This is a genomic window from Streptomyces alanosinicus, assembly GCF_014650595.1.
Classification (GTDB): domain Bacteria; phylum Actinomycetota; class Actinomycetes; order Streptomycetales; family Streptomycetaceae; genus Streptomyces; species Streptomyces alanosinicus.
On the sequence record NZ_BMVG01000025.1, the window covers coordinates 40,920 to 61,614 of the forward strand.

Below are 20,695 nucleotides of genomic sequence, written 5' to 3' on the forward strand. Positions count from 1 at the left end.
TACGGCATGACCAGAGTGCTCGTCGTCGACGACCAGTTCCTCATCCGCGCCGGGCTCGTCGGCCTGCTGGAGGCCGCGCCGGGTTTCGAGGTGGTGGGCGAGGCCGGGGACGGCGCGCAGGCCGTACGGCTCGCCGCCGAGACCCGGCCCGATGTCATCCTCATGGACATCCGGATGCCCGGCGTCAACGGCATCGAGGCCACCGAGCGGATCCTCGCCGAGGCCGATGAGCGGGTCCTCGCCGAGGCCGGTGAACGGCCGCCGCGGGTGCTGGTGCTGACCACCTTCGACCTGGACGAGTATGTGTACGGGGCGCTGCGCGCCGGGGCGGCGGGGTTCCTGCTGAAGGACTCCGGGCCCGAGCGGCTGCTCGCCGCCGTCGCCGTCGTGGACGGCGGCGACGCGCTCTTCGCGCCCAGTGTCACCCGGCGCCTGGTGGAGGCCTTCGCCCGGCAGCAGGCCCCGGACCCGGCCGGCGCGGCCTCGCCCGACCTCGGGGTGCTCACCTCGCGGGAGCGGGAGGTCCTCACCCTCACGGCCCGCGGTCTGTCCAACGTGGAGATCGCCGACCGCCTCTACATCAGCGAGGCCACCGTCAAGACCCATCTCAACCGCACGATGAGCAAGCTCGGCCTGGGCAGCCGCGCCCAGGCGGTCGTGCTGGCCTACGAGACCGGACTGGTGACACCGGGCGGCTGAACGGGCCCGGCGGGACGGCGGTTCATCCCCTCCCCCGAGTCAGGACGAACCGCCGCCGGGAATCAGCCTTCCGCCCATGAACGGCCTGTTCAACGCCTGTCCCTGCGCTGTGGCACGGAAGTGACCGTTCCGCTACGGTGTCCGCGCGCGCCCTCCGTGCTCCCGCGCGCCCCCACTGCGGGAACTGGGATCCTCAGGCGGTGCATCCTTGTGGGTAGCCAGGACGGGGGGAAGTAGGGGGGAAGCGATGCCTCGTTGGAAGGATCTGCCGGAGGAGCTGGATCCGCAGATCAGGGAGTTCACCAGTCAGGTGCGCCGGCTCGTGGACCGCAGCGGCCTGAGCGTCGCGGCACTCGCCGACCGCACCGGCTACAGCAAGACATCCTGGGAGCGCTATCTGGGCGGCCGGCTCCTCGCGCCCAAGGGTGCCGTCGTCGCCCTCGCCGAGGTCACCGGCACCAATCCCGTGCATCTGACCACGATGTGGGAGCTGGCCGAACGCGCCTGGAGCCGGGCGGAGATGCGGCACGACCGCACCATGGAGGCCATCCGGATCTCCCAGGCACGCGCCGCGCTCGGGGAGTTCGGGGCGGCCGAGGCCACCGGCGGCCCGTCCGGCCGTCCGGGCGGTACCGGGTCCGGCCGGACGAACGGCGGCCCGCCGGGCCGTACGGGTGCGGGCCGCACGGGCGGCGGCATCGGCGCGACCACGGGCATCGCCGGTCCGGCCGGGGTCTCCCCGACGATCCCCCCGCAGCCGACGGCCCCCGACGCCGACGCCCGCGAGGGCGCGGGCCCCGCCCCTGCCGACCGTGACGGCACCGGCACCGGCACGGGCACCTCCGGCGGCAACTCCTGGGGCCTGGCCGGGTATCAGGGCCCCTCCCCGGCGAGCGGCCGCCCCGGCACGGGGGCACGCGCGGATGCGGGCGGCGCGGGCGGTGTCCGGCCCGGCACGTCGCCCGACGGTCCCGGCTGGACGCCGAGCACCCCGAACCCGTACGACGGACCGCTTCCCCCTCAGGGGGCACCCCCGGCGCGCCGGGGGAGCGCCCGCCGGCAGCGGGTGATCATGTTCGCCGCGGGAGCCGTCGGCGTGCTCGTCGTCATGGCGACCGTCTACTTCCTGACCGACCGGGGCGCGCGGCACGACGGCGCCACCGGGCGGCCGTCCCCTGCCGCGACGCACGCGAGCCCGCCGCCCGGTGTCAAGTGCACCGGCTCCGCCTGCGACGGCAAGGACGCCGAGGCCATGGGGTGCAGCGGCGACCTGGTCAGCACCGCCAAGACCGCCACCGTCGGCACCACCACCCTGGAGGTCCGGTACAGCAAGGCCTGCGGCGCCGCCTGGGGCCGGATCACCGGCGCCGCCGCGGGCGACAAGGTCCATGTCCTGGCCGGCCGGGTCCAGCAGACCGGTGAGACCAGCGGCGTCGGCGACACCATCGCCTACACCCCGATGGTCGCCGTGAAGGACGCGGCGCAGGCGAAGGCCTGCGCGACGCTGGCGTCCGGGCGGACGGGCTGCACGAAGTAGCCCCGCCCGGCGGCCCCGCCGGACGGGGCCGGGGCGGGTGGGGCGGGTGGGCCGGGAAAACGGGAGGGTGAAATTACGGGAGCGGGCGCATGCCCCGACGGATCCTGGGCACGCGTGGGTTACCCCCACGGGAGTCCGGTCATCCGGCACCCCCACCCGGCGGCCGCCTCAGTCCTCTCCCCCTCTCCCGGACCTGGCGGCCGCCCTTTCGTTCGCCCTGGGTACGACTTGTGGGGTGAGCCACAGGGCCCCGGACATCTCGCATGCCGGATGCGCGATAGCCTGACCGGTGGATCTCTCTTGATGCCAAGAGATCGATCATCCGCCCGGGGCAGGGACGCCCCACCGCCAGCTGTCATACGGAGAACGCCATGACCCGCACTCCCGTGAACGTCACCGTCACCGGCGCGGCCGGCCAGATCGGTTACGCCCTGCTCTTCCGCATCGCCTCCGGCCAGCTGCTCGGCGCGGACGTGCCGGTCCGGCTCCGCCTGCTGGAGATCACCCCGGCGCTCAAGGCCGCCGAGGGCACCGCGATGGAGCTCGACGACTGCGCCTTCCCGCTGCTCCAGGGCATCGACATCAGCGACGACCCGAACGTCGCCTTCGACGGCGCCAACGTGGCCCTCCTGGTCGGCGCCCGTCCCCGCACCAAGGGCATGGAGCGCGGCGACCTGCTCTCCGCCAACGGCGGCATCTTCAAGCCGCAGGGCAAGGCCATCAACGACCACGCCGCGGACGACATCAAGGTCCTCGTCGTCGGCAACCCGGCCAACACCAACGCGCTCATCGCGCAGGCCGCCGCGCCGGACGTCCCGGCCGAGCGCTTCACCGCGATGACCCGCCTGGACCACAACCGCGCGATGACCCAGCTCGCGAAGAAGACGGGCACCACGGTCGCCGACGTCAAGCGCCTGACCATCTGGGGCAACCACTCCGCCACGCAGTACCCGGACATCTTCCACGCCACGGTCGCCGGCAAGAACGCCGCCGAGACCGTGAACGACGAGAAGTGGCTGGCCGAGGACTTCATCCCGACCGTCGCCAAGCGCGGTGCCGCGATCATCGAGGCCCGCGGTGCCTCGTCGGCCGCGTCCGCCGCCAACGCCGCCATCGACCACGTGTACACCTGGGTCAACGGCACCGGCGAGGGCGACTGGACCTCCATGGGTATTCCGTCGGACGGCTCCTACGGCGTCCCGGAGGGCCTGATCTCCTCCTTCCCGGTCACCACGAAGGACGGCAAGTACGAGATCGTCCAGGGCCTGGACATCAACGAGTTCTCCCGTGCCCGCATCGACGCGTCGGTGAAGGAGCTGGAGGAGGAGCGCGAGGCGGTCCGCGCGCTCGGCCTCATCTAGCTCGGCCTCATCCAAGAGTTCCGTACTCGCGATCTAAGAGTTCCGCACTCGCGTCAGACGCCCGGCATCCCGCCGCAGGGATGCCGGGCGTTTTCCGTCCGCGGATTCGGGGCGCTTCCCGTATCCCGCCACCACCAGCGCCGTCGCCGCCAGCACCACCACGCCCACCGTCCGCAGTGCCGGGCCCATGCCGTGGAGCAGGTCGGTGTGGGACGACAGCACCGTGCCGGTGACGGCGACGCCCAGGGCCGCGCCCGTCTCGCGGGCCGTCGTGCCGAGGCCGGAGCCGAGGCCTGCCTGGTGGGCGGGGAGCGAGGTGACCACGCCGAGGGTCAGGGCCGGCATGGACAGTCCGGCGCCGGCCGAGATGACCAGCAGCCAGCAGACGAACAGCCCGTACGGGGTGCCCGCGTCGGCCGTGGACGCGCCGAGCAGACCCAGGCCGATCAGGGCGAGGCCGGCGCCGATGACCGCGCGCGGGCGGCCGGCCCAGCGGGAGGCCAGCTTCTGGGCCGCGGCCATCCCGAACACCAGCGGCAGGATCGCCACACCGGTGAGCGCGGGGCCGTAGCCCTTCACGTCCTGCAGGTACTGCGAGTTGACGAAGAACAGGGCGAACAGGCCGAAGAAGCCGGTGGCCGTGCCGAGGGAGGATGCCCGCAGGCGGGCGGAGGCGAAAGCGCGCGGGTCGAAGAGGGGTGCAGGGGCGCGCAGGGCGTGCAGCGTGAAGGCGGCGATCAGCACCGCGCCCGCCGCGAAGGCGCCGAGGATACGGGCGGAGGTCCAGCCGTAGGCGGGGCCTTCGATGATGCCGAACAGGACGGCGACCAGGCCCGCCGTCAGGAGCAGGGTGCCGAGCGGGTCGGGGTTGCTGCGGGCCGAGCGCTCGGTGCGCGGGACGGCGACCGCCACACACGTGGCGAGCACCGCGGCGAGCGGGACCATGACCGCGAACAGGGCCCGCCAGCTGAGGAACTGGCCGGCCAGCCCGCCGCCCAGATTGCCCGCCGCGCCGCCCAGGCCGATCGACAGCGTCCAGGCGCCCATCGAGCGGGCCCGGTGCTCGGGCGCGCACAGATGCATGAGGATCGACAGCGTCGCCGGTGTGATCAGCGCGGCTCCGGCGCCGGACAGGCCCCGCCCGGCTATCAGGACGGCCGGGCCGGACGCGAGCGCGCTGGTGGCGGCGCCCGCCGCGAACAGGGTGAGCCCGGCCAGCAGGGCGCCCTTGCGGCCGTACCGGTCGCCGAGCGCGCCGGCCGGGATCAACAGGCCCGCGAAGACGATGACATAGGCGTCGACCGTCCACAGGATCTCGGTGTGCGAGGGGTGCAGGGAGGACGAACTCAGCTGCGGGACAAGGAGGTTGATGGCGGCGACCATGCTCTGCGCGACCAGGACGCAGGCGCACAGTGCGAGCAGGGTGGGGCGTTTCAGGGCGTGCGAGGGCACGGCTCCTCCCGGGAGCTTCGGAAGTGGTGTCGGGATCGCCCTCACCGTAGGCTCGCCGGTGACCTGCTTTCCAGTGCAACCTTTGCAAGGAATACCTGCATATGACGCAATCCGCCGGGCCGGACCTGAGACTGGACCTGAATCTGCTGGTCGCGCTGGACGTGCTGCTGGAGGAGCAGAGCGTGCAGGGCGCCGCACACCGGCTGCATCTGTCCGAGCCCGCCATGAGCCGCACCCTCGGCCGGATCCGCAAGGCACTCGGGGATCCCGTCCTGGTGCGCGCGGGACGCCGGATGGTGCCCACCCCCCGCGCGCTGGCGGTGCGCGCCGAGGTGGGCGCGGTGGTGGAGCGGGCGAGAGCCCTGTTCGCGCCGGGGCGGGACGCCGATCTGCGCACGGTGACCCGTACGTTCACGATCCTCGGCCATGACTCGATGGCCGCCATGCTCGGTTCCGCCCTCTTCGACCGCGCCGCCCGCGAGGCCCCCGGCATCCGGCTGCGCTTCCTCTCCGAGAGCCATGTGGACCTGCCGTATCTGCGTCAGGGCATCGCCGATCTGGAGGTCGGGGTGATCGACACGAGTGCGCCCGAGGTGCATGTGGAGACGGTGTACGAGGAGCGCATGCTGGGCGTCGTACGGGCCGGACATCCGCTGCTCACCGGGGAGCTGACGCCCGAGCGGTTCGCCGGGGAGGCCTCGCATCTGATCGTGTCCCGGCGCGGCAAGCAGCACGGGCCCATCGACGAGGCGCTGGCCGGACTCGGCCTCAAGCGCCGGGTGGTGGGCAGCGTCGGCACCTACCCGGCCTCGCTGTTCGTGCTGCGCGAGACCGAGCTGATCGGGCTGATCGGCCACTGGGGCCGCCCGCTGGCCGACATCCTCGGCCTGGTCACCTTCGAGATCCCGCTGCCGCTCCCGGCGGTCGGCGTCGGTCTCGCCTGGCACCCCCGTCACGACGCCGACCCCGCCCACGCCTGGCTGCGCGACTGCGTACGGGAGCTGATCGTCCGGGAGTCAGGCACCGGCGTCCGGGAGTCAGGCACCGGCCTCGCCGGTTAGCCGCTTCTCGAACCAGTGATCGCCGTAGACATCGTCGGTGTAGCACGGGATCTCGGCGTACCCGCAGGCCCGGTACATCGCCTGCGCCTCGGTGAGCACGGCGTGCGTGTCCAGGCGTACGACGGCCAGGCCGCGCGCCCGCGCCGCGCGCTCCAGCCCGTCGAGCAGCCGCCGCGCGAGCCCCAGCCGCCGGGCCTCGGGGTGCACCCACACATGCCGGATCTCGCCCACGCCCGGCTCCAGCCGCCGCAGCGCCCCGCAGCCCACCGGCCGCCGCTCCTCGTACGCGACCAGGAAGGCACCGGCGTCCCCGGTCACCTCCTCGGGGCCGACCAGGGTGGCCTGGTCGTAGCCCTCGGGGAAGCGCGCGTCGATGTCCGCCGCGTAGGCCTCCAGACAGGCCCGGGCGTCCGGTGCGGCACCGTCGACGGTCTCGACGGTGATGGCGGCCAGCCGCAGCAGGCGCTGCGCGCTCGCCATGGCCCCGGTCAGCTCGGCCCGCTGGGCGGGGGTGAGCCCGTCGAGGAGGCCGGCCACCAGGGCGTCGGACCGGCGGTTCTGCTCGGCGACCTCCGAGCGGCCGGCGGGCGTCAGCTCGACGACGCGCAGCCGGTTGTCGTGCGCGGGCACGCCGACCCGGACCATGCCCTGCGCCTCCAGCGCCTTCACCATCCGGCTGAGATAGCCGGCGTCCAGCCCGAGCCGCCCCCGCAGCTCCCGCAGGGACACCCCGGCACCGATCTCGAACAGCAGCCGGGCCTCGCCGAGCGGCCGGTCCTGGCCGAGGTAGTGGTCGTCCAGGACGCCGATACGGCGGGTGAGATACCGGTTGAAGCGGCGGAAGGCGGCGACGTCCTCGGCCGAGACCGACCGCGCGACTTCTTGACCTGAGTCAAAGGTCTGCATTCTTTGACTGTAGTCAGAGACCCCGGCCCCGTCCACCGGCCCGCCCGTCCACCGGCCCGCCCGTCGGCCGCCTCGTCCGTCCACCGGCTCACCCGTTTCGCGGCGCGTGCCGGGCGCCGGGGCGCCGCCGCTCCTAGCGTGGCCGCATGACGCCCGCCTCAGCCCCCTCCTCGTCGACCGTCCAGCCCGTCGGCTACTGGACCTGGGTCGCCCATCAGGCCGTCGTACGTCATCTGCGCGGCGCCCTGGCCGGAATCGATCTCACCCAGCCGCAGTGGTGGGTGCTGAAGGACATCGCGGCGGATCCGGCGCCCCGCACCCGGGCCGAGTTCCAGGGCCGGCTGGCGGCGCATCTCGACGCCGGTCCCGAGGTGATCGGCCGGGCCGTCGACACCCTGACCGCCCGCGGGTGGCTGACTGTCGACGGGGCCGGGAAGCTGCACCTCACCCAGGCCGGCCGGGCGGCCACCGGGCGGGCCGTCGACGTCCTGGCGCGGGTGCGTGCCGAGATCCACGAGGGTGTCCCGGAGGAGGACTACGCCACCACGCTGGACGTCCTGCGCCGGATGATCCGCAACCTGGGCGGCCCGGCCGACCTGCACTCCTGACCGGCCCCCCGGCCGAATTGTCCCTTTTCGGTCATATTTTCAGTGACGAGCCGCACTTTCGGCCACCGATTACGCATGGCTTGCGCCGGACCGGGGCAGGCGGTGCCGGTCCCCGAGGGCGGCATGCGCGTCACACAGGGGCATGGATCAGGAACGGAAGGCAATACCGATCATGGCGGACAGAGCGGAACGACAGGCCCAGGCGACCATTCACGCGGGCGGTGAGTGGCTGGAAGCGATCTCCGGCGCGACGCGCGAGATCCTCGACCCCGCGGACGCCCGGCCGTTCGCCGTCGTCGCGGAGGGTGACGAGAAGGACGCCGAGCGTGCGATCGCCGCCGCCCGGCAGGCCTTCGACCACGGCCCCTGGCCCGGCACCCCCGTCGCCGAGCGTGCCGCCCTGCTGCGCCGCGTCGCCGATCTCCTCGTGCGGGACCGTGCGGAGCTCGGCCTGCTGGAGAGCCGGGACGCGGGCAAGACCGTCGAAGAGGGCCGTATCGACATCGACTGTGTCGCCGACTCCTTCCGCTACTTCGCCGACCTCGTCGCCGCCGAGGCCCCCGGCCGGGTCGTGGACGCGGGCTCGCCCGACATCCACAGCGTGGTCGTGCACGAGCCCGTCGGTGTGTGCGCGCTGATCACCCCCTGGAACTACCCGCTCCTCCAGGCCAGTTGGAAGATCGCCCCGGCGCTCGCCGCCGGCAACACCTTCGTCATCAAGCCCAGCGAGATCACGCCGCTGACGACCGTCGCGCTGATCGGCCTGCTCGCCGAGGCCGGACTGCCCGCCGGCGTGGCCAACATCGTCACCGGCCCCGGTCACACCGTCGGCGCCCGGTTCGCCGAGCACCCCGACGTCGACCTGGTCTCCTTCACCGGCGGCCTGGTCAGCGGCGTCAAGGTCGCCCAGGCCGCCGCCCCGAGCGTGAAGAAGGTCGCCCTCGAACTCGGCGGCAAGAACCCCAACGTCGTCTTCGCCGACTCCTGCGCCACCGAGGAGGACTTCGACACGGCCGTCGACCAGGCCCTCAACGCCGCCTTCATCCACAGCGGCCAGGTCTGCTCCGCCGGCGCCCGCCTCATCGTCGAGGAGTCGGTCAGGGACCGCTTCGTCACCGAACTCGCCCGCCGCGCCCAGCGGATCAGGCTCGGCCGCGGCACGGCGGACGGCGTCGAGTGCGGCCCGCTCGTCTCCGCGCAGCAGCGCGAGAAGACCGAGGCGTACGTCGCCTCCGCGCTCGCCGAGGGCGCGGTGCTGCGCTGCGGCGGCAAGCGGCCCGAGCCGAGCGAGACCCGCCCGGAATCCGGCTACTTCTACGAGCCGACCGTTCTCGACGCCTGCCACCGCGAGATGAAGGTCGTCCGCGAGGAGGTCTTCGGACCCGTCCTGACCGTGGAGACCTTCCGCACCGAGGACGAGGCGGTCCTCCTCGCCAACGACACCGAGTACGGCCTCGCCGGCGCCGTCTGGACCGCGGACGCGGGCCGGGCCCGCCGGGTCGCCGGCCGGCTGCGCCACGGCACCGTCTGGATCAACGACTTCCACCCCTATCTGCCGCAGGCGGAGTGGGGCGGCTTCGGCAAGAGCGGCACCGGCCGCGAGCTGGGGCCGGCAGGACTCGCCGAGTACCGCGAGACCAAGCACGTGTACCAGAACCTCGCGCCGAAGCCGGTGCGCTGGTTCACCGGCTGAGTCCCCGCTCTTCAACACCTCCTGGAGTAACACCCCTCATGTCCGAGACCACCCCTCATCTGTACGACTACGTCGTCATCGGCGGCGGCACCGCCGGCTCCGTCATCGCCTCCCGTCTCACCGAGAACCCGGATGTCACCGTCGCCGTCATCGAGGGCGGCCCGAGCGACGTCGGCCGCGACGACGTCCTCACCCTGCGCCGCTGGATGGGCCTGCTCGGCGGCGACCTCGACTACGACTACCCGACGGTGGAGCAGCCGCGCGGCAACTCCCACATCCGGCACAGCCGCGCCCGTGTCCTCGGCGGCTGCTCCTCGCACAACACCCTCATCTCCTTCAAGCCGCTGCCGTCCGACTGGGACGAGTGGGAGGCGGCCGGCGCCAAGGGCTGGGGCGCCGTCCCCATGGAGGCCTACTTCGCCCGGCTGAAGAACAACATCGTCTCGGTCGACGAGAAGGACCGGAACGCCATCGCCCGCGACTTCGTCGACGCCGCCCAGTCGGCACTCGGCGTGCCCCGGATCGAGGGCTTCAACAAGAAGCCGTTCACCGAGGGCGTCGGCTTCTTCGACCTCGCCTACCACCCGGAGAACAACAAGCGGTCGAGCGCGTCCGTGGCCTACCTCCACCCGGTGATGGACGAGCGTCCCAACCTGACCGTCCTGCTGGAGACCTGGGCGCACAGGCTGGAGCTGACCGGTACCCGCGCCGAGGGCGTGCACGTGCGCACCAAGGACGGCGAGGAACTGCTGGTCCGCGCCCGTAACGAGGTCGTGCTGTGCGCGGGCGCCGTCGACTCCCCGCGGCTGCTGATGCACTCGGGCATCGGACCCCGTAAGGACCTCGAAGCGCTGGGCATCCCCGTCGTGCTCGATCTGCCGGGCGTCGGCGAGAACCTGCTGGACCACCCCGAGTCGGTCATCGTCTGGGAGACCCATGGACCGATCCCGGAGAACTCCGCGATGGACTCCGACGCGGGCCTGTTCGTGCACCGCGACCCCGACCACGCGGGCCCGGACCTGATGTTCCACTTCTACCAGATCCCGTTCACGGACAACCCGGAGCGACTCGGGTACGAGCGCCCGGAGTTCGGGGTGTCGATGACCCCGAACATCCCCAAGCCGAAGTCCCGCGGCCGGCTCTATCTGACCAGCGCCGACCCGTCCGTGAAGCCCGCCCTCGACTTCCGGTACTTCACCGACGAGGACGACTACGACGGCCGCACCTTGGTCGACGGCATCCGCGTCGCCCGCGAGATCGCCCAGGCCGAGCCGCTCGCGAGCTGGCTCAAGCGCGAGGTCTGCCCCGGCCCGGAGATCACCGACGACGCCGGGCTGAGCGAGTACGCCCGCAAGGTCGCGCACACCGTCTACCACCCGGCCGGCACCTGCAAGATGGGTGACGGGGACGACGAACTCGCCGTCGTCGACCCGGAGTTGAAGATCCGCGGCCTCGACGGCATCCGGATCGCCGATGCTTCCGTCTTCCCGACCATGCCCGCCGTGAACCCGATGATCGGGGTGCTCATGGTCGGGGAGAAAGCCGTCGACCTGATCGGAGGTGGTGCCTGATGGGTACCGCCATACAGACCCCCGTCCAGACCCCCGTCTTTTCCGTCTCCGGGCTGTGGAAGGTCTTCGGCTCGAAGCCGGAGCGCGTTCCCTCGGACCCGGAACTCAGCGCACTGGACCCCGCCGACCTCCGCGCCCGCACCGGCTGCACCGCGGCCGTGCGTGATGTCTCCTTCGACGTCCGCAAGGGCGAGGTCTTCGTGGTGATGGGCCTGTCGGGTTCCGGCAAGTCCACCCTGGTGCGCTGTCTGACCCGGCTCATCGAGCCGACGGCCGGCAGCATCGCCATCGACGGCGAGGACGTCCGCGCGATGGACAAGTCCCGGCTGCGCGAACTGCGCCGCCACCGTGCCGCGATGGTCTTCCAGCACTTCGGCCTGCTCCCGCACCGCAGCGTCCTCGACAACGTGGCCTACGGCCTGGAGATCCAGGGCGTCGGCAAGGCCGAACGCCGGGAGCGGGCCGCCGAGGTCGTCGCCAAGGTCGGCCTGGAGGGCATGGAACACCGCCGGCCCGCCCAGCTGTCCGGCGGCCAGCGTCAACGGGTGGGTCTGGCACGGGCGTTGGCGGTCGACCCCGAGGTGCTCCTGTTCGACGAGCCGTTCAGCGCCCTCGACCCGCTCATCCGGCGCGACATGCAGGACGAGGTGGCCCGGCTGCACCGCGAGGAGGGCCGCACGATGGTCTTCATCACCCACGACCTCGCCGAGGCCCTCAAACTCGGTGACCGTATCGCCCTGATGCGCGACGGCAAGGTCGTCCAGCTGGGCACCCCGGAGGAGATCGTCGGCTCCCCGGCCGACGACTACGTCCGCGAGTTCGTCCGCGAGGTCCCGCGCGAGCAGGTCATGACCGTGCGCACGGCGATGAAGCCGGGCGCCTGCAAGGGATCCGAGCACCCGGGCGCTCTGCGGCCGGACGCCGTGGTGGCCGACGCGATCAAGACGGTGGCCGGCCTCGGCGGCCCCGCCTGCGTGGTGGAGGACGACCGCTGTCTGGGCGTCGTCGACCACAAGCGCCTGCTCGCCGTGGTCGCCGGCGTACCCGCCCCCCGCACCGCTCCGGAGGGCGTCTGATGGCAACGCTCACCGTCCCGACCTCCGCCGGCACCACCGAACCCGGTCTGCTCAAGAGCCGGGCCGCGGGCAAGCTCCTGCTGCTCGGCCTCGTCGCCGCGGTCCTCGCCCCCTGGGCCGCCTCCCAGTGGCCCGGCGCCGCCTGGCCCCACGAGCTGACCGTCAGCCTCGCCAAACCGCTCGCCTCGGCCAGTAACTGGGTCATCGACAACCGGGACAGCCACCCGCTGTTCCTGTACTTCTTCGGCTACATCAGCAACGCCGTCGTCCTCTCCGTACGCGCCGTCTACCTCACCCTGCTCGCCGCGGGCTGGACCGGCGTCACGGTCCTCGGCGCCCTGGTCGCCTGGCGCGTCGCCGGGGTCCGGCTGGCCGCCGGCACGGCCGTCGCCCTGCTGAGCTGCGGAGCGCTCGGCATGTGGGTCCCGACCATGCAGACCCTCGCGCTGATGGTCGTCGCGGTCCTCGCCTCCGTGCTCGTCGGCGCGCTGCTCGGCCTCGCCGCCGGCCTCTCCGACCGGCTGAACCGCGCCCTGCGCCCGGTCCTGGACACCATGCAGGTGCTCCCGGCCTTCGCCTACCTCCTCCCCGTCGTCCTGGTCTTCGGCATCGGCGTCCCCGCGGCCGTCCTCGCCACCGTCGTCTACGCCGCACCGCCGATGGCCCGCCTCACCGCGCTCGGCCTGCGCGGCGCCGACCCCGAAGTCCTGGAGGCCGTGGAGTCGCTCGGCGCGACTCGCCGCCAGCGGCTGCTGACCGCCCGTATCCCGCTGGCCCGGGGCGAACTCCTCCTCGGCCTCAACCAGACGATCATGATGGCGCTGTCCATGGCCGTCATCGCCTCGGTCATCGGCGCCGGCGGCCTCGGCGACCGCGTCTACCAGGCGCTCGCCTCCGTCGACGTCGGCGCGGCCCTCGCCGCCGGCATCCCCATCGTGCTGCTCGCGATCGTCCTGGACCGCGTCACCGCGGCCGCCGGCGCCGGAGCCGGCGCGACGGGAGAGCCGCGGACCCGGGCGATCGGCTGGCCGTACGCCCTCGCCGTCACCGTCGCCGCCGCCCTGGCCGCCCGCCTCCTCGGCCGGCTGGACTGGCCCGCCGGCTGGACCCTGAACATCGCCGAACCGGTCAACCGCGCCGTCGACTGGATGACCGGCCATCTGTACTCCGGTGTCCCGGTCGTCGGCGGTACGGCCGACTGGGCGGGTCACTTCACCACCTGGGTGCTCGACCCGGTCCGCTCCGGGCTGCTGTGGCTGCCCTGGTGGTCGGTGCTGCTGATCGTCGCCGCGCTGGCCTGGTCGATCGGCACCTGGCGCACCGCCCTGACCGCCGTACTCGCCATGGCCGCGATCGGTGTGCTCGGCGTCTGGGGACCGGCCCTCGACACGCTCTCGCAGGTGCTGGCCGCCGTCGCCGTCACCCTGGTCCTCGGGTTCGCGACCGGTATCGCCGCCGCCCGCAGCGACCGGGTCGAACGCGCCCTGCGCCCGGTCCTGGACGTGTTCCAGACCATGCCGCAGTTCGTGTATCTGATCCCGGTCGTCGCCCTGTTCGGCGTGGGCCGCGCGCCCGCCGTCGCCGCGGCCGTCGTCTACGCCCTGCCGGCCGTCGTCCGGATCACCGCGCAGGGGCTGCGCCAGGTCGACCCGGCCGCGCTGGAGTCGGCGCGGTCCCTCGGCGCGACCGGCCGCCAGCAGCTGTGGCAGGTCCAGCTCCCGCTCGCCCGGCGCTCGTTGCTGCTCGCCCTCAACCAGGGCGTGGTCCTGGTCCTCGCCGTCGTCATCATCGGCGGCCTGGTCGGCGGTGGCGCCCTCGGCTACAACGTCGCCTTCGGCCTCGCCCAGGGCGACCTGGCGACCGGCCTGGTGGCCGGTGCCGCCATCGTCTGCCTGGGCCTGATGCTCGACCGGGTGACCCAGCCCACCGAGCGACGCGCGAAGAAGGGAGCGTGACATGACGAAGCTCAAGCGCAGGACGGCGCTGATCGCCGCCGGAGCGGCCACCGTGTCGCTGCTCACCGGCTGCGGCGCCGCCGACATGACCAAGCAGGCGTCGCCGTTCGCGGGCGCCCGGGGCGCGAAGTCCGTGACCCTGTCCGTGCAGTCCTGGGTGGGCGCGCAGTCCAACGTGGCCGTCGCCCAGTACCTCCTGGAGCACAAGCTCGGCTACCGCGTCGACACCGTCCAGGTCGACGAGGTGCCCGCGTGGGACGCGCTCAGCCAGGGCCGGGTCGACGCGATCCTGGAGGACTGGGGCCACCCGGACCAGGAGAAGCGCTACGTCGAGGACAAGAAGACGATCGCGCGCGGCGGCGACCTCGGGGTGACCGGCCACATCGGCTGGTTCGTCCCCACCTACCTGGTCAAGCAGCACCCGGACATCACGGACTGGAAGAACCTCGACAAGTACTCCTCCCTCTTCCGCACCGCGGAGAGCGGCGGCAAGGGCCAGCTGATGGACGGCTCCCCGTCGTACGTCACCAACGACAAGGCCCTGGTGCAGAACCTGAAGCTGGACTACCAGGTCGTCTTCGCCGGCTCCGAGGCCGCCCAGATCACCCAGATGAAGCAGTTCGCCAAGGACAAGAAGCCCTTCCTGACCTACTGGTACTCACCCCAGTGGCTGTTCAAGAAGGTGCCCATGACCGAGGTGAAGCTGCCGCCGTACAAGGACGGCTGTGACGCGGACACGGCGAAGATCACCTGCGCCTATCCGCACACCCCGCTGCAGAAGTACCTCAACGCCGACTTCGCGAAGTCCGGCGGCAAGGCGGCGGCCTTCCTGAAGAAGTTCACGTGGACGACCGAGGACCAGAACGAGGTCTCCCTGATGATCGCCGACGAGAAGCTGTCCCCTCAGGACGCGGCGAAGAAGTGGGTGGACAGCCACCCCGAGGCATGGAAGAAGTGGCTGTCCTGAACGGCCCTATGAGGCAAGGCTGTTGGCGATGTCCCGCAGGGCGGCCGTCGCCATCCGCTGGAGTCCCGGTCCGAACGTGATGCGGGTGGCCCCGAGTTCGCCGAGTTCGGCGGGCGAGGGGCCCTCGCCGTCCGGCCGGGTGTTGATGTTGATCGGGCCCTGGACCCCGGCCCGCAGCAGCGGCAGCGCGTCCGCCGGGGCCTGGATCGGGTAGACGCAGTCGGCGCCCGCCGCCACGTACGCCGCGGCCCGCTCGACGGCCTTCTCCGGATCCTTGCCGCCGCGCACGAAGACGTCCACGCGGGCGTTGAGGAACAGCCGACCGGCGGCCTCCTCGCGGAACTCGGCGAGGAACTCCGCCTGCTCGTGCGGATCCCTGAGCACGCCCCCGGCCGAGTCCTCCAGGTTGCAGCCGACGGCACCGGCCTGAAGAAGCCGCTCCACCAGCTCCTTGGGCGCGAGCCCGTACCCGCTCTCGATGTCCGCCGACACCGGCACGTCCACGGCCCGGCAGATCCGGGCGACCGCCGCGAACATCTCATCGGCCGGGGTGGCGCCGTCCTCGTACCCGAGCGAGGCGGCGACCCCCGCGCTCGGCGTGGCCAGCGCCGGGAACCCGGCCTCGGCGAACACCCGGGCGCTGGCCGCGTCCCAGGGTCCGGGCAGCACCAGCGGATCGTCCTGGGCGCGCCCCAGATGCAGCGCGCGGAACACCTCGGTCTTGCTCATGGCTGGTACCCCCCGGGCGGGACGCGACGGCTGACCATCAGACGGTTCCAGCCGTTGATGGCGGTGATCAGGCCGATGAGATGGGCGAGTTCGGCCTCACCGAAGTGGTGCGCGGCCCGCTCGTACACCTCGTCCGGCACGCCGCCGGTGAGCACGGTGACCGCCTCGGTCAGCGCGAGCGCGGCCCGCTCCCGCTCGCTGTAGAGGTCCTCGGTCTCCTCCCAGGCGTCGAGCAGCTGGACGCGGTCCTGCGACTCCCCGCTCTTCCGGGCCAGTCGGAGGTGCATGTCCAGGCAGAACGCGCAGTGGTTGAGCTGCGAGGCCCGGATCATCACCAGTTCGGCGAGGACCGGATCGCCGAGCCCCTTCTTCGAGGCCGCGCTGAGCGCGGACATCGCCTGCGCGACCTCGCGGTCCAGTATCTGCGTACGGCTCACTTGTGCTGTCCGGACTGGTAGTGGCCCGGGACCATGCGGGTGGTCACGCCGATCCGGTTCCAGGCGTTGATCACCGTGATCGCGGCGATCAGCTGGGCCAGCTCGGCCTCCTCGAACTGCTTCGCGGCCCGCTCGTACACCTCGTCCGGCACGAAGCCGTCGGTGAGGACGGTGACCGCCTCGGTCAGCTCGATCGCCGCCAGCTCCTTCGCGGTGTAGAAGTGCCGCGACTCCTCCCACGCGCTGAGCTGCACGATCCGCTCCACGCGCTCACCGGCCGCCAGCGCGTCCTTGGTGTGCATGTCGAGGCAGAACGCGCAGTGGTTGAGCTGCGAGGCGCGGATCTTCACCAGCTCGTACAGCGTGGGGTCCACGCCCTGCCGGGCGGCGGCGTCCAGCCGGATCATCGCCTTGTAGACCTCGGGGGCGTGCTGGGCGAACTGCATCCGGGGGGTGTGCTCGGGGACATACCCGACGGTGTTCTCGGTGCTGGTCTGTGTGCTCATGTCCTCGACCCTACGAGCGAGGCAGCCCAGGAGTATGGTCCATTTCCATGGTGGAATCACGGGCCACTCTGGGCGTCGACCTGCACCTCGAACCGACCGGCTCCGGCGGGCTGCGCCGGGGCCTGACCGACGCCCTGCGGGACGCGGTCCGCACCGGCCGGCTCGCCCCCGGCACCCGGCTGCCCTCCTCCCGCAGCCTCGCCACCGACCTCGGCATCGCCCGCAACACCGTCGCCGAGGCCTACGCCGACCTGGTCGCCGAGGGCTGGCTGACCGCCCGCCAGGGCTCCGGGACACGGGTGGCCGCACGCGCGGCCGTGACGCCCGCCCGCACCGCGCGGGACCGGGGCACACCGACCCGCCCCGGCGCCCCGGCCCGCCCCGCCCACAGCCTCATCCCCGGCAGCCCCGACCTGGCCGCCTTCCCGCGCGCCGAGTGGCTGCGGGCCGCCCGCCGCGCCCTGACCACCGCCCCGCACGACGCCCTCGGCTACGGCGACCCGCGCGGCCACCCCGAGCTGCGCCGCGCCCTCGCCGGCTACCTCGCCCGCGCCCGCGGCGTGCGCACCGACCCGGAGACCATCCTGATCACCTCCGGCTTCGCCCACGCCCTGCACATCATCGGCCCGGTCCTGCGGGCGCGCGGGGTACGGACGGTGGCGGTGGAGTCGTACGGCCTGGACGTCCACTGGCGCCGGATCCGGCAGGCGGGCCTCGCGACCCCCGCGCTCCCGTACGACGAACTCGGCACGGACACCCGCGACCCGGGCGACGCCGGCGCGGTGCTGCTGACCCCGGCCCACCAGTTCCCCATGGGCACGGCCCTGCACCCCGACCGGCGCGCCGCCGTCGTGGACTGGGCGCGGCGCACCGGCGGACTGATCCTGGAGGACGACTACGACGGCGAGTTCCGCTACGACCGCCAGCCCGTCGGCGCCCTCCAGGGTCTGGACCCCGACCGCGTGATCTACTTCGGCACCGCCAGCAAGTCCCTGGCCCCCGGACTGCGCCTGGCCTGGACGGTGCTGCCGCCGGCCCTCGCGGAGGAGGCGGCCGCGGCCAAGGGCGGCGCCGACACCGTGGGCGTACTCGAACAGCTCACCCTCGCCGAGTTCCTCACCTCCGGCGCCTACGACCGCCAGGTCCGCTCCTCCCGGCTGCGCTACCGGCGCCGTCGCGACGCCCTGACCGCCGCGGTGGCCGCCGGCGCCCCCGAGGTGACGGTCACGGGCATCGCGGCCGGCCTGCACGCCGTGCTCCGCCTGCCCCCTGGCCTGGAACAGTCGGTGATCCAGGCCGCCGGCTGGCAGGGCCTCGCCCTCCACGGCCTCGCCTACCACCGCCACCCCCAGGCCGTGACCGAGCCGCTGGACGCCCTGGTGGTGGGCTACGCAACACCACCGGACAGCGCGTGGGCGGGCGCACTGGAAGCGTTGTGCCGGGTCCTTCCGTAGCAGGCGTCAGCAGCAATTCAGCAGCCATAGGGGCGCGAGGCCGCGTCGATATGCGGCTCCGCCGCGTGGGCGCGACAAGCCACCCACCACCCGCACTCGCCGGGCGACCCAGCGCACCCCCCTCAGGCGACCGGCTCCTCCGCCGCCGGCTCCTCCACCGGCGCCTCCCCGAAGCGCGCGAGCGCCATCGCCCCGGCCACCGCCACCGCGAACCCGAGCACCGCGAGCCAGGTCAGGCCCTCCCTCGTACGGTCGCCCAGCCAGATGACGCCCACCGCGGCGGGCCCGATCGTCTCGCCGATCACCAGCCCGGCGGTCGCCGTGGTGACCGAGCCCCGCTGGAGAGCCGATGTGAGCAGGATGAACGCGGCACCGCCGCCGATCACCAGCGCATACGTCGCCGGGTTGGTGAGCAGGTCTGCCGGCGCCAGGCTGTCGATCAGCCGGACCGTCACCTCCACCACCCCGAACCCGAACCCGGCGCCCAGCCCCAGCACGAGTGCCCGCGCCCGCCCGGACAGCCGCCCGCCCGCGAGCGCCAGCAGGAGCATCCCGACGGCCACGCCGAGCATCACGTACCGCAGCGCGTCCGAGCCGCCCTCCTTGCCCTCCGGCCCGGACGCCAGCCCCAGCATCGCGAGCCCGGCGCACACCACGGCCACCGCGCCCCACTCCGTGCCGCTCAGCCGCACCCGCAGCAGGCGCGCCGCGACCACAGCGGTCACCGCCAGACTCGACGCCAGGGCCGCGCTGACCGCATAGATCGGCAGGGACCGCAGCGCCGCGATCTGGAAGACGAAGCCCAGCCCGTCCAGTCCCAGTCCGAGCAGATACCGCCACTGCCGCACCGCCCGTAGCAGCAGCGCCGCCTCACCGCCGCCACCCGTACCGGCCGTTTGCGCGGCCACCGCCTGAAAGACCGTCGCGGTGCCGAAGCAGACCGCCGCGCCAAGGGCGCACACCATTCCAAAGAGCACAAAGGGACTCTAGGAGAGGGCCGTCCCGATCCCCCACTGTGGTCTGCGCTCTTACCGTTCTCTAGTCTGATCCGGAAATACGACGGAGCACGGTGCGCGCAGAAGCACGGTGCACACAATGGCGCACACAACGGTGCACACACACGGGGGAGACACCACAGATGGAGAACACGCGCCGTCGGCTGCGGTCCGGCACGGTCGTCCTCGGCGGCATGGGCCTACTGGCCGCCGCCCTCACCGCCTGCTCCTCCGAACCCGACAAGCGCTGCGTCGACCGAGGCAGCTACAACTTCGCCAAGGGCTACAAGGTCGTCTCCGACAAGAACTGCAAGACGACCAAGGCCGCCGTGAACGCCGACTGGTACTACGGCGGCAAGAAGCAGGGCTCCTGGGTGGACGGCGGCTCCTTCACCAGGCCCCGCAGGGGCTCCGGCGGTTCCTCCGGCGGCGGCCACGGAGTCCACCGCGGCGGCTTCGGCGGCGGCCACCACAGCTCCGGCGGCTGACCGGGACCGTCACCATGGAACGCCGTACCACTGCACCCCGCCCCGGCTGGCAGCAGACCGTCGAGGAACAGGGACTCGTCTACCCCCTCACCCGCCACCCCGACGGCTCACTGCGCCCCTACTGGGACGAGAGCGCCTACTACGTCTTCACCCTGGACGAGATCGAGGCGCTGGAGGAGACCGTCGAGGAACTGCACCGGATGTGCCTCGCCGCCGCCGGGCACATCGTGGCCGAGGACCGGCTCGCCGACCTCGGCATCACCGACCCGCGGGTGGCCGCCGCGGTCACCGAGGCCTGGGCCCGCCGCGCCGAACTCCCTTCCCTCTACGGCCGGTTCGACCTGCGCTACGACGGCACCGGCCCGGCCAAGCTGCTGGAGTACAACGCGGACACCCCGACCTCCCTGGTGGAGGCCGCCTCGCCGCAGTGGTTCTGGATGGAGGACCGCTTCCCCGGCGCCGACCAGTGGAACTCCCTGCACGAACGCCTCGTCGACGCCTGGCGGTCCCAGGCCGGGCTCCTCCCGCCCGGCAGCCCGCTGCACTTCGCGCACTCCTCGGCCGACGAACTCGGCGAGGACCTGATGACGGTCGCCTATCTGAAGGAGACCGCCGAACAGGCCGGCCTCGACACCGACTGGCTGTCCATGGAGGAGATCGGCTGGGACACCCTCTCGGGCCGCTTCGTGGACAACCAGCTCCGGTTCATCCGCGGCATCTTCAAGCTCTACCCCTGGGAATGGCTCACCACCGACGCCTTCGCCGGGCATGTCCTGGACACCCTCGACAACGGCGGGGGCACCGGCTCGACCCTGTGGATCGAACCCGCCTGGAAGATGCTGCTGAGCAACAAGGCGCTGCTGGCGGTCCTCTGGGAGCTCTACCCCGGCCACCCGAACCTCCTGCCCGCCTATCTGGACGGCCCGCGCGAGCTGGCGCGGTCGTCGGGCTACGTGGCGAAGCCCCTGCTCGGCCGCGAGGGCGCGGGCGTGACCGTGCACGAGCCCGGCGCCGAGCCCGTCCCGCGCGACGAACCCTGCTGCTATCAGGGGCTCGCCCCGCTCCCCGCCTTCGACGGCAACCACGTCGTCCTCGGCGCCTGGGTCGTCCGGGACGAGGCGGCCGGCCTGGGCATCCGCGAGTCGTCGGGCCTGATCACCGACGAATACGCCCGCTTTCTGCCCCATGTGATCCTCTAGC

The 20,695-nt window shown here is 72.6% G+C and carries 19 protein-coding genes; 13 read left to right on the forward strand and 6 right to left on the reverse strand.

The window, feature by feature from the left end; genetic code table 11:
- Positions 1-6 precede the first annotated feature (6 nt).
- The 3 genes from IE277_RS33365 (at position 7) to IE277_RS33375 (ending at position 3,597) form a co-directional block, all read left to right on the forward strand.
- Positions 7-699 (forward strand): response regulator, encoded by a 693-nt coding sequence (locus IE277_RS33365; protein ID WP_189957469.1) that lies wholly within the window; start codon positions 7-9, stop codon positions 697-699.
- 247 nt (positions 700-946) lie between these two features.
- Positions 947-2,236 (forward strand): helix-turn-helix domain-containing protein, encoded by a 1,290-nt coding sequence (locus IE277_RS33370; RefSeq protein WP_189957470.1) that lies wholly within the window; start codon positions 947-949, stop codon positions 2,234-2,236.
- A 371-nt stretch (positions 2,237-2,607) separates the two neighbouring features.
- A complete protein-coding gene (locus tag IE277_RS33375) occupies positions 2,608-3,597 on the forward strand; it encodes a malate dehydrogenase (protein ID WP_189957471.1) in 990 nt (329 codons plus the stop codon).
- A 33-nt stretch (positions 3,598-3,630) separates the two neighbouring features.
- Here the strand turns inward: IE277_RS33375 and IE277_RS33380 are convergent, their stop codons facing one another.
- Positions 3,631-5,049, reverse strand: coding sequence for an MFS transporter (locus IE277_RS33380; RefSeq protein WP_189957472.1), 1,419 nt, complete (start codon positions 5,047-5,049; stop codon positions 3,631-3,633).
- A gap of 101 nt (positions 5,050-5,150) precedes the next feature.
- Here IE277_RS33380 and IE277_RS33385 point away from each other — a divergent pair, with 101 nt between their 5' ends.
- Positions 5,151-6,110, forward strand: coding sequence for a LysR family transcriptional regulator (locus IE277_RS33385; protein ID WP_189957473.1), 960 nt, complete (start codon positions 5,151-5,153; stop codon positions 6,108-6,110).
- Here the strand turns inward: IE277_RS33385 and IE277_RS33390 are convergent.
- Entirely contained in the window at positions 6,087-7,016 is a 930-nt protein-coding gene (locus IE277_RS33390; RefSeq protein ID WP_189957474.1) for a helix-turn-helix domain-containing GNAT family N-acetyltransferase, read from the reverse strand. The genes IE277_RS33385 and IE277_RS33390 overlap by 24 nt on opposite strands.
- A 146-nt stretch (positions 7,017-7,162) precedes the next feature.
- Between IE277_RS33390 and IE277_RS33395 the strand changes: the two genes are divergently transcribed.
- From IE277_RS33395 to IE277_RS33420, 6 genes are all read left to right on the forward strand, one after another.
- Positions 7,163-7,624, forward strand: a complete 462-nt coding sequence (locus tag IE277_RS33395) for a MarR family winged helix-turn-helix transcriptional regulator (protein ID WP_189957475.1) — start codon at positions 7,163-7,165, stop codon at positions 7,622-7,624.
- 172 nt (positions 7,625-7,796) lie between these two features.
- Positions 7,797-9,317: an aldehyde dehydrogenase family protein gene (locus IE277_RS33400; RefSeq protein ID WP_189957476.1), complete on the forward strand. Its 1,521-nt coding sequence runs from the start codon at positions 7,797-7,799 to the stop codon at positions 9,315-9,317.
- 38 nt (positions 9,318-9,355) lie between these two features.
- Positions 9,356-10,888: a GMC family oxidoreductase gene (locus IE277_RS33405; protein WP_189957477.1), complete on the forward strand. Its 1,533-nt coding sequence runs from the start codon at positions 9,356-9,358 to the stop codon at positions 10,886-10,888.
- On the forward strand, positions 10,888-11,964 hold the full coding sequence (locus IE277_RS33410) for a quaternary amine ABC transporter ATP-binding protein (protein WP_189957478.1): 1,077 nt from the start codon (positions 10,888-10,890) through the stop codon (positions 11,962-11,964). Before IE277_RS33405 ends, IE277_RS33410 begins: the two co-directional genes overlap by 1 nt.
- Positions 11,964-13,919 carry an ABC transporter permease gene (locus IE277_RS33415; RefSeq protein ID WP_189957479.1) on the forward strand — a complete coding sequence of 652 codons (1,956 nt, stop codon included), beginning with the start codon at positions 11,964-11,966 and terminating at the stop codon, positions 13,917-13,919. Before IE277_RS33410 ends, IE277_RS33415 begins: the two co-directional genes overlap by 1 nt.
- 1 nt (position 13,920) lies before the next feature.
- Positions 13,921-14,886 (forward strand): ABC transporter substrate-binding protein, encoded by a 966-nt coding sequence (locus tag IE277_RS33420; protein ID WP_189957480.1) that lies wholly within the window; start codon positions 13,921-13,923, stop codon positions 14,884-14,886.
- Positions 14,887-14,892: 6 nt separating this feature from the next.
- On the opposite strand, the gene IE277_RS33425 is transcribed toward IE277_RS33420, so the two are convergent.
- Genes IE277_RS33425 through IE277_RS33435 form a run of 3 tightly spaced genes read right to left on the reverse strand, consistent with a single transcriptional unit; the run spans position 14,893 to position 16,558 of the window.
- Positions 14,893-15,615, reverse strand: a complete 723-nt coding sequence (locus IE277_RS33425; RefSeq protein WP_189957481.1) for an isocitrate lyase/PEP mutase family protein — start codon at positions 15,613-15,615, stop codon at positions 14,893-14,895.
- Entirely contained in the window at positions 15,612-16,052 is a 441-nt protein-coding gene (locus tag IE277_RS33430; protein WP_268252682.1) for a carboxymuconolactone decarboxylase family protein, read from the reverse strand. Before IE277_RS33430 ends, IE277_RS33425 begins: the two co-directional genes overlap by 4 nt.
- A complete protein-coding gene (locus tag IE277_RS33435) occupies positions 16,049-16,558 on the reverse strand; it encodes a carboxymuconolactone decarboxylase family protein (protein WP_189957482.1) in 510 nt (169 codons plus the stop codon). The genes IE277_RS33430 and IE277_RS33435 overlap by 4 nt, the downstream gene beginning before the upstream one ends.
- 47 nt (positions 16,559-16,605) lie before the next feature.
- On the opposite strand from IE277_RS33435, the gene pdxR reads away from it, so the two are divergent.
- Entirely contained in the window at positions 16,606-18,012 is a 1,407-nt protein-coding gene (gene pdxR, locus IE277_RS33440; RefSeq protein WP_189957483.1) for a MocR-like pyridoxine biosynthesis transcription factor PdxR, read from the forward strand.
- Between the two features lie 122 nt (positions 18,013-18,134).
- On the opposite strand, the gene IE277_RS33445 is transcribed toward pdxR, so the two are convergent.
- Positions 18,135-18,977, reverse strand: a complete 843-nt coding sequence (locus IE277_RS33445) for a DMT family transporter (RefSeq protein ID WP_189957484.1) — start codon at positions 18,975-18,977, stop codon at positions 18,135-18,137.
- A 173-nt stretch (positions 18,978-19,150) separates the two neighbouring features.
- On the opposite strand from IE277_RS33445, the gene IE277_RS33450 reads away from it, so the two are divergent.
- Both IE277_RS33450 and IE277_RS33455 read left to right on the forward strand, forming a co-directional pair.
- On the forward strand, positions 19,151-19,495 hold the full coding sequence (locus IE277_RS33450) for a hypothetical protein (protein WP_189957485.1): 345 nt from the start codon (positions 19,151-19,153) through the stop codon (positions 19,493-19,495).
- Between the two features lie 14 nt (positions 19,496-19,509).
- The gene (locus IE277_RS33455) at positions 19,510-20,694 is read left to right on the forward strand and encodes a glutathionylspermidine synthase family protein (protein WP_189957486.1); all 1,185 of its coding nucleotides are present in this window, start codon (positions 19,510-19,512) and stop codon (positions 20,692-20,694) included.
- The last annotated feature ends 1 nt before the right edge of the window (position 20,695 follow it).